13 protein-coding genes, 1 pseudogene and 1 riboswitch are annotated in these 13349 nt (G+C 39.8%); of the genes and pseudogenes, 10 read left to right on the top strand and 4 right to left on the bottom strand.

All coding sequences use genetic code 11. From position 1 onward, the window contains the following. The first annotated feature begins 9 nt into the window (after window positions 1–9). The 3 genes from ACFSY7_RS15045 (at window position 10) to ACFSY7_RS15035 (ending at window position 1654) form a co-directional block, all read left to right on the top strand. Entirely contained in the window at window positions 10–681 is a 672-nt protein-coding gene (locus tag ACFSY7_RS15045; RefSeq protein WP_126990069.1) for a response regulator, read from the top strand. Between the two features lie 10 nt (window positions 682–691). Then, window positions 692–1033 (top strand): nuclear transport factor 2 family protein, encoded by a 342-nt coding sequence (locus tag ACFSY7_RS15040; RefSeq protein ID WP_139992103.1) that lies wholly within the window; start codon window positions 692–694, stop codon window positions 1031–1033. Window positions 1034–1258: 225 nt separating this feature from the next. Beyond that, window positions 1259–1654 carry a hypothetical protein gene (locus tag ACFSY7_RS15035; protein WP_380148407.1) on the top strand — a complete coding sequence of 132 codons (396 nt, stop codon included), beginning with the start codon at window positions 1259–1261 and terminating at the stop codon, window positions 1652–1654. A gap of 33 nt (window positions 1655–1687) precedes the next feature. On the opposite strand, the gene ACFSY7_RS15030 is transcribed toward ACFSY7_RS15035, so the two are convergent. Next, a complete protein-coding gene (locus ACFSY7_RS15030) occupies window positions 1688–2422 on the bottom strand; it encodes an MBL fold metallo-hydrolase (RefSeq protein ID WP_380148406.1) in 735 nt (244 codons plus the stop codon). Between the two features lie 640 nt (window positions 2423–3062). Further along, a riboswitch (purine riboswitch) is annotated at window positions 3063–3163 on the top strand. Between the two features lie 126 nt (window positions 3164–3289). Here ACFSY7_RS15030 and ACFSY7_RS15025 point away from each other — a divergent pair. The 7 genes from ACFSY7_RS15025 to ACFSY7_RS14995 all read left to right on the top strand — a co-directional run bounded on the left by ACFSY7_RS15025 (window position 3290) and on the right by ACFSY7_RS14995 (window position 10671). After that, window positions 3290–4585, top strand: a complete 1296-nt coding sequence (locus tag ACFSY7_RS15025; RefSeq protein WP_126990073.1) for an NCS2 family permease — start codon at window positions 3290–3292, stop codon at window positions 4583–4585. 350 nt (window positions 4586–4935) lie between these two features. Next, on the top strand, window positions 4936–5985 hold the full coding sequence (locus ACFSY7_RS15020; protein WP_380148405.1) for an iron-siderophore ABC transporter substrate-binding protein: 1050 nt from the start codon (window positions 4936–4938) through the stop codon (window positions 5983–5985). After that, the gene (locus ACFSY7_RS15015) at window positions 5985–7016 is read left to right on the top strand and encodes a FecCD family ABC transporter permease (RefSeq protein WP_380148403.1); all 1032 of its coding nucleotides are present in this window, start codon (window positions 5985–5987) and stop codon (window positions 7014–7016) included. Before ACFSY7_RS15020 ends, ACFSY7_RS15015 begins: the two co-directional genes overlap by 1 nt. Continuing rightward, window positions 7013–8044 (top strand): FecCD family ABC transporter permease, encoded by a 1032-nt coding sequence (locus ACFSY7_RS15010; protein ID WP_380148401.1) that lies wholly within the window; start codon window positions 7013–7015, stop codon window positions 8042–8044. The genes ACFSY7_RS15015 and ACFSY7_RS15010 overlap by 4 nt, the downstream gene beginning before the upstream one ends. Beyond that, complete coding sequence (locus ACFSY7_RS15005) at window positions 8044–8838, top strand: ABC transporter ATP-binding protein (RefSeq protein WP_380148400.1); 795 nt, start codon at window positions 8044–8046, stop codon at window positions 8836–8838. The genes ACFSY7_RS15010 and ACFSY7_RS15005 overlap by 1 nt, the downstream gene beginning before the upstream one ends. Window positions 8839–8994: 156 nt before the next feature. Further along, window positions 8995–9141: a hypothetical protein gene (locus ACFSY7_RS15000; RefSeq protein ID WP_158620974.1), complete on the top strand. Its 147-nt coding sequence runs from the start codon at window positions 8995–8997 to the stop codon at window positions 9139–9141. Window positions 9142–9489: 348 nt separating this feature from the next. Beyond that, window positions 9490–10671, top strand: a complete 1182-nt coding sequence (locus tag ACFSY7_RS14995) for a hypothetical protein (protein ID WP_126990077.1) — start codon at window positions 9490–9492, stop codon at window positions 10669–10671. A gap of 38 nt (window positions 10672–10709) precedes the next feature. Here the strand turns inward: ACFSY7_RS14995 and ACFSY7_RS14990 are convergent, their stop codons facing one another. From ACFSY7_RS14990 to ACFSY7_RS14980, 3 genes and pseudogenes are all read right to left on the bottom strand, one after another. Further along, window positions 10710–12089: a tetratricopeptide repeat-containing diguanylate cyclase gene (locus ACFSY7_RS14990; protein WP_380148397.1), complete on the bottom strand. Its 1380-nt coding sequence runs from the start codon at window positions 12087–12089 to the stop codon at window positions 10710–10712. Window positions 12090–12226: 137 nt separating this feature from the next. Continuing rightward, window positions 12227–12655, bottom strand: coding sequence for a GatB/YqeY domain-containing protein (locus ACFSY7_RS14985; RefSeq protein ID WP_126990079.1), 429 nt, complete (start codon window positions 12653–12655; stop codon window positions 12227–12229). Between the two features lie 12 nt (window positions 12656–12667). Further along, window positions 12668–13249 (bottom strand): annotated as a pseudogene (locus ACFSY7_RS14980) (MFS transporter); the annotation flags it as partial. Window positions 13250–13349 lie beyond the last annotated feature (100 nt).

Here is a 13349-nt window from a genome sequence, read left to right as displayed (position 1 = left end):
GGGGTAGCAATGTTACGCGTATTATTAGTAGAAGATGATCCAATGGTTCGTCAAGTAAATCAACAATTTATTGAGAATGTGAAGGGCTTTCAAGTAATTGATACTGCACATGATGGGATCGAAGGGGTAGAGAAGGCAGCGATGTTAAAGCCAGACCTTGTTTTTATGGATGTGTATATGCCTAGACAAGACGGGGTAGAGAGCTTGCGACAAATTCGGGCACGTGAACTTCCGGTTGATGTGATAACCGTGACGGCTGCTAATGACCGCGAAACCATCGAAAAGCTTGTGCATCTAGGCGTCTTTGATTATATTATGAAGCCTTTTTCATTTGAACGGATGAAGGAAGCGCTTGAAAATTATGCGCGCTATAAGCAAAAGTTTACTGCGAAGGATGCCTTATCCCAGCAGGAGCTTGATGCATTATTACATAAAACACAAGATGCAGCGCTATCTAAGGAACTTCCAAAAGGCTTGAATAAGGCAACACTTGATAAGATTGTTACTTATATCGGCACGCAACAAGCAGCCATTTCAGCAGAGGAAGTGGCGCATGGTGTTGGGCTCGCACGGGTAACCGCACGTCGTTATTTAGATTTTTTAGAAAAGCAAAAGCGTGTAGTCATTGAGATTCAGTATGGCGGGATTGGACGGCCGGTGAATCAATATCGTTTATTATAGTAGGGTATGCATGCATGATACGATTTTAGCGTTAGAGCTTGCCTTATTGAAGCCGGAAGTACGCCGTTCAAGCAAGGCTTTACGTTTGTTTTTGGCAGATGATTTTTTTGAAATTGGTAGCTCAGGGAAGGTATTGTATCAGCAGGAACAAATAGAAGAAATAGTGCTTGGTGATGTCTGTATGACAATCGATAATTTTCACATAAAGCTGCTGTCGGAGGACATCATACTTGCGACGTATCGCGTGTATAATGCGGTAAATGCACAGCATTCTTTACGAAGTTCGATTTGGAAGCGGGTAGATGGCCAGTGGAAAATGCATTTTCATCAAGGAACTCTTACAACAGCCTAATCACTTTAAAATAGTATTTTTTTGATGTGATTTGCGTAAAAGTACGGGTTTTTAATTTACTTAACGCAAAAAAATATCATTTTGACGAAAAGAGATGTCTTTGTCGTTATGCGCATTCGTCGGAAGGAACATTTGGAGTCAAGTGTGTATACGTTTCATATAGAAGCTGATAACGGGAAACTTTTATATACGGCGAAAAAGAGAACGGTCCTTTGGAAACGCCTCATGAATCATACATTTCAGTCGTTATTAAATGAGACGTATATGCTGTATGACGGGAAAAACCTCGCCTTTTCCTTTAAACAGGAGAAGCAGCAGGTATGGATTAATGATAAGAAAATTGTGTATACAAAGAAAAACGGCGATAAGCATTTTTCTTGGCGATCAGGAGAGGACACGTATGAGTTTTTTTCACGGTATCAGACGCTTGTTTATGTGAAGCATCAAGATGTCGTGCAGGAGCTACCATTTAGACGGATAGGTGAGTGGCTTTCTATTGCGGATATTGTGATTAACGGAGCGGAGTATGATGACATCGTGTGCATTTGCCTGCTATATATCAATGCCTTTTTTCAGCAAAATATCGGCGGGGAACTGTATACGAAGCCTTGGTACGAATAAAAAACGTCTCGAACTAATTCGAGACGTTTTTTATTAAACATGAATCCACTGGTGCTGACGTGCAAGGCGAATTGGTGATTTTTCAATCAGTTCATAAAAATCTTCTATATTATCATCATAATGCATCGCGACGATATAATGCTGCACTTCGCGTGGATAATAAGCAATTACTTCCTCAAATGTACTATGAGCACCATTTTTTGTGAAACTGATATCTTGTAAAATTAGACGTGTATTACGTGTAACAACCGATTTAAATGGACTATGCATCAAATTTTTAATATCAGAGCTATATAAAATTTGTGTACCGTCTGGCTGTGTAATGCGTGCGCCTGTGCTCAGCATATTTTTAATATGTAGGCCAGTCGTCGGTAATAATTCAATCGTAAATCCATTTACTTGATATGGTGTACGGCCATCCAATAAAATAAATTCACAAAATTCCTCGATTTGTTGAAGCCCTAAACCAGGTGCTAATACGGATAACACATCTTCATACATATCGCGAAGGACATAGACTTTCGTCGTCAAATTTTCTTTAAGGCGATGTGTAATGAGCTCCTCGAGACCACCAATATGGTCAAAATGACAATGCGAAATAAAAACATTGTGTAAATCAGCATATGGGATGCCAGCTTCCTTTAACGAAAAACGTAAGGATGTACCACAATCAACAAGAAAGGCTTCACCATCAAAATCAAATAAGAAATTGTTGTGGTAAAAACGTTTCGTAAAAGCGTTCCCAACACCAAGGGGGAAAATCTTCATATATAGACCAACTCCAACGACAAAAATTTATAAAAAAGACAATCGGCCATGTGAAAATCAATTTAATTATAATATACAATAAAACCTATGAAATTACTTCTATTTTTTCTAATTTTTATAACTTCCTATAATATATATTATGTAAACTAAAACAAAAGAACAGATGGTAGTATGTATATCGGCCGCTCTCCATCCTTTTAAAGCAAGCGTCTTTATATTTCCCTTATAGCAAGCATATAACTATCTAATTTTATTTAATCTTAAATTCTATCTGTACAATAATAACAATTGTTCAAACAATCTAATTCGCAGATTTTTACGCCAGAAAGTCATCTAACGCTTAACACCTCATTGCATACTATTTCTTCGCACAGTATTTAGAAATCCATTCCTCCGCTTCTAAGGCTACTATTTTGAGCTTTCAACAAATACAAATCATATAATCACTAAAAAAAGTTAAAATACTTAAATCCGTATGTTAAATCGCATATCACGCAATAATCGTTCGTCTTTATATCTCTTTAATAATCAAAATAATTCGATTCCCCTAAAACGAATCTCATTTTATTAAAAAGTATAAAATGAATGAATTTTCTTACATTTGACGTTATAAATAATCATTGTTATTATTTCTCTATTGTTTTTAAAAGAGAATAACCCTTGTATAATTTCAAGAATATGGCTTGAAAGTTTCTACCAGCTACCAATAATAGCTTGTCTACAAGGAATGGGATACTGTAATACGTTTATTTCATTTTGTAGAGAAACTTTGACTATGCCATAGTCAAAGTTTTTTTGTTTTTCCAAGAAAATAAATCGTTTATCGCATCCTATTCATCTTTAATCTGGCAAACAGGAGCTTAACACATGAAAAACTTTTTTAAATTTGCTGAACGCGGGACTTCCTACAAGCAGGAATCACTTGCCGGGATTACGACTTTCTTATCGATTGCATACATTCTTGTCGTGAACCCGATTATCCTTAGCCAATCAGGCATGGACCAAGGTGCCGTATTTACGGCAACAGCATTAACTGCCATTATCGGTACCCTTTTAATGGGGATTTTAGCTAACTTCCCTATCGCTATTGCGCCAAGTATGGGCTTAAATTCATTCTTTACATTCTCGGTTTGTATCGGGATGGGCATTGACTGGCAAGTGACGTTAACAGGCGTCTTTATCGCCGGTATTATCTTTATGATCTTAAGCTTATTAAAAATCCGTGAAAAAATTATTAACATTATTCCATTGAATTTAAAATATGCGATTGCATCTGGTATTGGTTTCTTCATTACATTTATCGGTTTGAAAAATGGTGGTATTATTGTCGGAAATGAAGCAACCTTCGTTTCAATCGGTGACTTAACATCGCCTATGACGATTTTAGCGATTGTTGGCTTAGTATTAACGGTTATTATGTTAGTACGCGGCATCAACGGTGGTATTTTCTATAGTATGGTCATCACAACTGTTCTTGGTATGATCTTTGGTTTAATTGACGTACCAAAATCAGTCATTGGCAGCATTCCTAGCTTAGAGCCAACATTTGGTGTTGTCTTTAACCACATGGACGAAATCTTTACTGTGAAAGTATTAGTTGTTATCTTCACTTTCTTAATTGTCGCATTCTTCGATACAGCAGGCGCGTTAATCGGTTTAACAAGTCAAGCAGGTATGATGAAAGACAATAAAATCCCGAACATCGGGAAAGGCTTAATCGCCGACTCTGCAGCGGGTGCGATTGGTGCAGTTCTTGGTACATCAACCCCTGCAACAAGCGTTGAATCATCTGCAGGGATTGCTGTTGGTGGACGAACAGGCTTTACGGCTGTTGTCATTGCGATTTGTTTTGGCATCGCGCTATTCTTCTCACCAGTCATCAGTGTGATTTCTGTAGAAGTAACATCTGCTGCATTAATTATTGTCGGTGCCTTAATGGCCATGGAAATTCGTAAAATCGAATGGACAAAACTTGAAATTGTAATTCCAGCCTTCCTAACAATCATTATGATGCCACTTACATCAAGTGTTGCAATCGGTATTGGTATGGGCTTTGTGTTATACCCAATTTGTTTAATGGCACAAAAACGCTTTAAAGAAATTCACCCAATTATGTATGTACTTTGTGTTCTATTCTTAGGATACTTTGCCTTTATTGTATAATTGGTTATGCAAGAGGCTGGGACATATGTATAAAAACAACCTCCCATATGAGCATAAGAAAAACCGGAATCGCGCTGTGGTGCGGTTCCGGTTTTTCGTTGCGAACGCTAAAAAAGGAAAATAACGTATTCTGGCCCAGCCACTTTTTTTATTGCCACATCTAGTATTTGGATATTTGCGCACGAAAAGAGCTATTTATAGGTGAAATAATGGATATTTGCGTATTTTTGTCGAAAAATAGAGAAAAAAGTAATGTGACGCGCATTGACATTTCGCTCATTCCCCTTTATATTTCATTAAGTGAGAATAATTCTCAACAAATTACATAGTAAAAGAAAGGTTGCGCTCATATGAAAACAACAACAAAATCGTTGCTTATGCTCGTTATGGCTGCTTTATTCGCGCTTATTTTAGGTGCTTGTTCATCTAATAAAGATGCAGATGACAAAACAGCTGATAAAGAGTCAGGAGCTTCAAATGATACACAGTACCCAATCGAAATTAAACATGCATTAGGTACAACAACAATTGAGAAAAAACCGGAACGCGTTGCAACAATCGCTTGGGGGAACCAAGATGTAGCACTTGCATTAGGAACCGTTCCAGTAGGCTTCTCTGCCGCAAACTACGGTATTAAAGATAATGACACAGGGATGCTTCCTTGGACACAAGAAAAAGCGGAAGAACTAGGCGAGAAAAACCCAACGATTTACCGAGATACAGCGGGCTTAGATTTCGAAGCGATTGCGGATTCACAGCCAGATGTGATTTTAGCAGCTTACTCAGGTTTAACACAGGAAGATTACGATAAATTAAAGAAAATCGCTCCGGTTGTCGCCTATCAAGATCAGCCTTGGGTAACGTCATGGCGCGACATGATTAAATATGACGCCATGGCAATGGGCATGGAAAAAGAAGGCGAGCAATTAATCAAGGATACGGAAAAAACAATCCAAGATGCGGCTGCTAAATACTCTGATTTAAAAGACAAAAAAGCAGCATTCGTTGCATTTGATGCTACGGGCTTTTCTAAGTTCTACGTTTATACAACAGGCGACCCTCGCGGTGAAATGCTAGAAGAGCTAGGTATGAGCTATCCTGAAAGTGTAAAGGCGCAAATTAAAGATGATGCAAGTTTCTATGTTGAACTAAGCGCTGAAAATGCGGATGCGTTAAATGATGCAGACATCCTTGTCACATACGGTACAGATAAAACATTAAAAGCACTTCAAAAAGACCCGATTCTTGGAAAAGTACCTGCGATTAAAGCTGGTAACGTTGTGGTTATAGAAGACAATACACCACTTGCGGCTGCAGGAACACCAAGTCCTTTATCAATTCCTTATACAATTGATGAATATGCATCAAAAATTTCAGATGTGGCGAAAAACGTTAAATAATGACGACGCTACAACTTAAAAATAAGCAAATGCTGCTGCCAAAACACATTCTTTTGGTAAGCATGCTTTTGCTTATTTTGTTTCTCATAAGTATTGTGCTGTCGCTTGGATTCGGCTCACGTACGGTTAGCTTCGCGGGGATACTCGATGGCTTATTCCATCCCGAGGTCACATCGCATGAGGCAACCATTGTACGCCAGCGAATTGCACGGACGGTTTTCAGTTTAATGTGTGGTGCCGCGCTTGGCGTATCGGGTGCGTTAATGCAGGCCGTCACACGAAATCCAATTGCAGACCCGAGTATTTTAGGTGTCAATACGGGTGCTTCTTTATTCGTTGTCAGTGGCATGGCTTTTTTAAGTATAAATAGCGCGAGTAGCTATATTTGGCTGGCTATCATCGGGGCCATTTTAACAGCGATTTTCGTCTTTAGTATCGGCTCGATGGGTGCAAGTGGTGCAACGCCACTGAAGCTCGTATTAGCAGGTGCCGCGACAAGTGCGATTTTATCATCGCTCGTAACGGCGATTATGATTCCACGTACGAATGTTATGGATAAATTCCGCTTCTGGCAAGTCGGTAGTGTCGGCTCAGGTACATGGGATACTGTGCAATTATTTATTCCATTTCTAGTTATTGGCCTGATTATCGCTATGTGTACAGCGCCCGGCCTTAATGCCCTTGCACTTGGTGATGAAGTCGCAACAGGGCTTGGCGTCCGTACTGGCTCGTTACGACTAATCGCGTCCTTTGCGGGGGTTGTATTATGTGGTGCTGCCACAGCGCTTGCAGGACCAATTGGCTTTATTGGCCTATTAGCGACCCATTTAGTACGCCTTGTTATTGGTGCAGATATCCGCTTCATTATGCCACTTGCGGCGTTGACCGGAGCGAGTGTCTTAACGATATCCGATGTATGTGGCCGCTTCCTCGGAAGTCCTGGTGAATTAGAGGTTGGGATTTTGACAGCCTTTATCGGTGCCCCTATTTTAATTTTAATTACAATGAAAGCGAAGATGCGTGCCTTATGATCAATCCAACGATTCAATCCATGATAACTGCTCGTAAAAAACGCCGTATGCGATTTATACTTATGACAGCAGTGCTCACCCTACTATCGCTTAGCCTTGCTTGTGCAATGATGATGCTTGGTCATACGATTTACCCTGTACAAGACATTATCCGTGTATTAATGGGTGAAACGGTACCCGGTGCCTCTTTTGCGATTACTGAAATTCGTCTCCCACGCACACTTGCGGGTCTGTTCGCAGGCTTTGCATTTGGTGTTGGGGGTTATATTTTTCAAACGATGCTCCGCAATCCCCTCGCCAATCCAGATGTTATTGGCGTAACAGCCGGTTCTAGCGCATCGGCTGTATTTTGCATTATTGTACTGCATGCGAGTCATTTTACGGTTTCGATAGCCTCAATTGTCGGGGGCCTTGTGACGGTGTGCATTATTTACGTATTATCGAAAAAAAATGCCTTTTCGATTGGGCGTTTAATTTTAATCGGTATCGGCATTCAAGCAATGCTTAACGCCGCCATTTCGTATATTATGTTGATCGGAAAAACGAATGATTTACCAACAGCACTTGTCTGGTTAAGCGGCAGTTTAAATAACGCCTCAATGCCAATGATTCTTACGTTACTGCTATGCATTATTTGTGTAATGCCCTTTGTCCTGTATTGTTCAAAGCAATTAGAAATGCTAGAACTTGGAGAGCAAGCAGCCACAGCACTTGGTGTGAATACGAATAAAACGCGTATTATCCTTATCTTTTGTGCCGTATGCATGATTGCACTTGCGACCGCGACAACGGGGCCGATTGCCTTTGTAGCGTTTCTTGCTGGACCAATCGCACAGCGTCTTGTAGGTTTTGGGTTTTCTAATATTATACCTGCGGGGCTTATTGGCATTATACTCGTGCTTGGTGCAGACTTGATTGGTCAATTCGCCTTTGAAACACGGTATCCCGTTGGTGTTATTACAGGTATTGTTGGTGCACCGTATTTGATTTATTTATTAATTCGCATCAATCGAAAGGGTGATATTTAGTGACAACACATACATTTCAAACAGAAAATCTGCAAGCTGGATACGACGATAAAACGATTTTAGAAGCTATTACACTAACCATTCCAGCAAATCAAATTAGCATTATTATCGGTGCCAATGGCTGCGGTAAATCGACGTTATTAAAAACGATGGCTCGACTAATTAAGCCGCTTCAAGGACAGGTGCTACTAGATAGTCAATCCATTCATGATATCGCCCCAAAACAGTTAGCTAAAACAGTCGGACTATTACCACAGTCCCCTATTGTTCCAGAGGGTATTACAGTAGCTGATTTAGTCGGACGTGGTCGCTTTCCGCATCAAACACTTTTTAAAGGCTGGTCCACAAAAGACTACGAAGCGGTTGCTGAAGCACTGGAGATGATGAATATTACCGAATTTGCTGATCGTAATATCGATGAGCTCTCTGGTGGCCAGCGTCAGCGTGTATGGATTGCGATGGCGCTCGCTCAACAAACCGACATTTTATTCTTAGACGAACCAACCACCTATTTAGACATTACGTATCAAGTAGAAATTCTCGATTTATTAACGGACCTCAATCAAAAATACGGGACAACGATTGTTATGGTACTCCATGATATTAACCTATCCGCACGCTATGCTGATTATTTATTTGCGGTAAAAGAAGGTCAATTAATTGCAGAAGGAGCGCCTAAAGATATTGTGACGAGTGCCTTAATAAAGGACATCTTTTCACTCGATTGTCAGGTGATTGCAGATCCCGTGTCACAAACACCTCTCATCATTCCGATTGGTCGTCATCACATATAAAAAAGAAGGGCTCACGCATTAACATGAGCCCTTCTTTTTTTTGTTTTTGACTACATCATGCAGTACTTTTTTAATTATCGCTTAAGAAGCCCCGTATGATACACTAATCCTTGCAGCATCTTCGCTGACTCCTTCACCGAAGGGAGGTGCGTTGCTATGACGAAACATTACCCATCACGTCTTGAAAAGGCTCAAGCGAAACGGCAAAAGGAACGTAGTGGAAAACTAGCCATTTTCCGCTATGCAGCTGACATTTTTCGTGCAGTTGATACAGTGTATCGCCTTTTCCGTATGATGCTGTAACAGTGTACCGCCTAGTCTAGCCAACTAGGTGGTTTTTTGCGCATAAAAAAACGACCAGGAGCCACCTAGTCGTCTACGTCGCTATGATTACCCATCACGCGTACTTCTATTACTAGCATACGAGAATTAATACGAAAATGCAACTGTGACCTACCTATTTGTATCCAGCTTACGGGGGAAGCGCATCTCGTAAATTCAAAATCGACAAAATAATGCATGAAAAGAGCATTTTTTAACAAATTCATAAAAATGCTGTTTTTCGCATGACGGAACATATGTTCTTTTTCGCTTTTTCGAGAGTGCTTCTGTATAATAAGGAAGACTACATAATTGAAAGGTTTTGAGAACATGTCAAACGTTGAAAAATTACTTTCTAGCGCGCGCGATCTAATGCATCAAGCTCGTTTGAATCAAGCGATTAATATGTGTACAGCAGCCATTAAAGAAGAACCTGGTAATAGCCAAATTTACCGTCTGCTTGGCGAGATTTCTTACTTAATGGAAAATAAAAATTTAGCGATTGCGGCGTATTTATCAGCGCTTCATATCGAAATTGCGAAAGTGGAGCATTACGGCTTAACAGAGCAAACGTTACCGATGTATGAACGCATTCCAGATGATTTAAAGGCACAACTCCCTGTCAAAGGCGCATTCCTACTTTATTACGATACGAATACATTACGTAATCTAGCACATGCGGTCGCTGATTTTGACGAAAATGCCCTACAAGAAGAGGCACAGCTGCGTTTATACAAACAGCTATATCGTTATGGTCTAATGGAAAGCACTGAAAGCTATAATGCCTTACTCGCAGAAAACGACTTATCACATGCTGATTATCAGGAAGCGGAAGAGTCATTTTATATTCCAATCGGTAATGAGCTCGCACAGGCATGGTTACGCTTTGATGAAATTGGGAGCTTAGATGTCGGTCGCCTGTATTTCGGTACAGAACCTAGTCAAAAAGAGCAACAAGCACCGAAAACAGATGAAGATTTAGAAACGGTTAATAAATTATATGGCACACTCTTTAGCCAACTCATGCAATTCGTTGATCCAGATAGCGTCCAAAAGGAATATACAGCGCTACTTACAGGTGAAAAGATGACGATGACTGGTAATGAAGCGGTATATGAGCATTCATTACTACAAAAAATGGCGTCATTAACAGCGAAGCAAGGGATGCTATTAGAGCTTTTAAAAGAGCTTGTTCGTTCAAAAGAGGCGTATACAACAGAAGCACTTGATGAAAAAATGACTGCTGCTGAAAAACAAAGCATGTCATCATACAATCAAGTCATTCCAATGCTAAAACAAATGTATCAGGGCACTGAACAAGAACGTATTACGCAGTTAGAGCGCGATTATAAATTGTATTCATTCACAAACAGCTTACTGATGGACCTCGTGATGCTATTAAATGACAATAGTGCACTCTTAACACGTCTAGCGATTGTTACACCAGAAGTAAATGCGAATATCGTCCAGCAATATTGCGGGTATTATTTAAGCGAAATGTTCCCTGCCTAATAAAAAAGAACGATTCCTTTAAAGGCGTCGTTCTTTTTTTATACCGTTTTATAATAGAGCTCCCCTCGCTTTTGTCGCTTCACCTCATATAGTACACTATCTGCCGCTTCAAACCACTCTGTATAGGTACGTGTCTCAGCTGCATAGACACTGCCCATTGATACAGATAGCGGCAATGTCATATGCTCGTATGTAAATGAGTCCGCAATTAAGGTCTCGTGGAAATAATGCGCAAACGCCACAACGTCCGCTTCTGAGGGCCCTTGATAATACACATAAAACTCATCGCCCCCGTAACGAACAAACATGGCCTTTTGTTGTTCAAAAAAATAATTGACGGCATCTGCCATTTGCTGTATTGCTTGATCACCAGAAATATGACCAAATGTATCATTAATCTCTTTGAAATGGTCGATATCAAAAACGAGCACGGTATGCTGTTGATAACGCAAACTAAACGCTTCATAATGTTCCTCTAAATATTTACGGTTATGCACATTTGTCAATGGATCACACCATGCAATTTTCTGAAGCTGCTCAATATCAACATATTTTTTAACAGATTGAAGCTGCGTTGTCACAAAGTCTGCATTTACCAAATCCATCGCTTGTTTCAATTGTTTTAAATCCTGAAAATAGTGTCTTTTTGATTGCGTTTTTTTTGATAAAGGACATAATAATTCATATAATTCTTTATTCCAACTATGCTTGTTTGGATGCTGTGCAATTTCTTGTTTCAAGACAGCATAAGCCTTGTCGAATTGCTGTTTTTTTCCAAGCCATTCGACATATGTTTTTACCCATGCTAGACGGCTTTCTCCATCATCTTCTTGTAACTGGGCTTTCACGATTTCAAGTAGCTCATCTGCTTCCTCTAAACGTTCCATCGCAATTAAAATTTTGGCATAATTCATCAGGGCACGATTGTTTTGTGTGCCCGCTTTGCGCGTTGCCGCAAAATAAGCCATACTTTTTTGGGCATACAATAAGCTTTCGTCAAACTGCTGCTGATTAAAATAATAGACACTCAAATTATGATAAATTTTCACTAAATGTGTCCGGTCGTATTGTTCCGCTAATTGCTTGGCGCGATCTAAATACATAAAGGCCTGCTCCAAATCATCATTTCGTCCTTGAATCGCCGCTAGTGTATTTAAATAGCGGATTTTCTGTGCCACATCACCATACTTTTCAATATATGTTGCATTCTCTGCTAAAACTTGTGAAGCGAGTGTTAAGTGACTTACATTAAAATATAAACTAGCCTTACATAGCGTAAAATGAATGACTTGCTCGTGCGCCTCTTCTAGTTGTAATTGCTCTATGACTTGATCAACAAGTTGAAAAAAGTCATCAACTTGATTTGTATCGAAATAGTCATTTAATGAAATAACGGATTCTTTTAAAATGCTATTCATATTTTTCATTCACCACCTTTTTTCCTATTTTATAAATTATTGTCTATGAAAAATTAAATACTTCGCTGTATATATGTACCCTAGAATAGAAAAAAGGAATCACGCAACTGCGTAATTCCTTTACTGAATGACATAATTTAAGAAATTAATGCCTTAACGACTTTCGCCATTGTTTTACCGTCAGTTTTTCCTGCGAGTGCAGGTTTCGCAATTTTCATTGCCTCGCCCATATTCATACCGGTTGTAACACCCGCTTCTGTTAATACTGCAACAACTTCCTCTTCAGACAATTGTTTTGGTAAGAACGCTGTTAAGATTTCTAGCTTACGTTTTTCATCCGCAATTAAATCATCGCGACCCGCTTGCTCTGCACCTTCTAGCGCTTGTTCCGTTTGTTTCACTTCGCGTTGGATAATCGAAATTTCATCTTGCTCTGAAACCGGTGCACCTTGTTCTTTCGCTTGAAGGTCAATTGCTGCCTTCACAAGTTGTAGTACCCCTTTTTTCAATGAATCCTTGTCACGCATTGCTTGTTTTAATTGTTCAAATACAGCATCTTTTATCATGCTTATCAGCTCCTATGACTCTATTGTAGCACTTTTTGTCGATTTTGGTACGCGCACGAAAAGATGCACGATTAACCCGATAATCGTAAGCACTAATAAAGAACCGAGTGCCACACGACTAGCAAGTGTCCCGTAATTTTTTAGCATTAAGGTAATCGTCCCATATAGCGCAGGACCTACAATGGACGATACTTTGCCAGAAAAGGCAAATAAGCCGAAAAACTGGCCGGTCTTCTCTGGTGGCGACAGCTGAATAATGAACGTACGTGAAGTCACCCATGTTGAGCCGAGTGATACACCGAATAAAGAGCCCGCAATCCAGAACATCCATTGCTCCTGTGCGAATACCGCAATTAATAAAGCGGCAATCATAATGAAACAAACAAAGGTTACAGCCCGTTTCGCACCTGCAGCTCGTGTAATATTACCAAAAACAAGCGAACCAATGATCATCGAAATTGTACTCACTAAATACAGTAAAATAAATTGTCCAGATGTAAAACCAACCACAATCGTCGCATACACCGCCATCATCGCAATCGCGGTCTGCAGCGCATCATTCAGAAAGAAATAGGCAATCATAAACGTAAAAATGAACTGCACCCCAATTGTTAGACACAATCTAACAATTGGAGGTGTGGTTTTTTTATGACGAAATTTACGAGCGCATTAAAATTAGCGATTGTACAGGGAT

Source organism: Kurthia populi (assembly GCF_042686175.1).
GTDB classification, from domain to species: Bacteria; Bacillota; Bacilli; order Bacillales_A; family Planococcaceae; genus Kurthia; species Kurthia populi.
The sequence above is the reverse complement of the archived record's forward strand: the minus strand, read 5'-3'. Positions and strand labels throughout refer to the sequence as shown.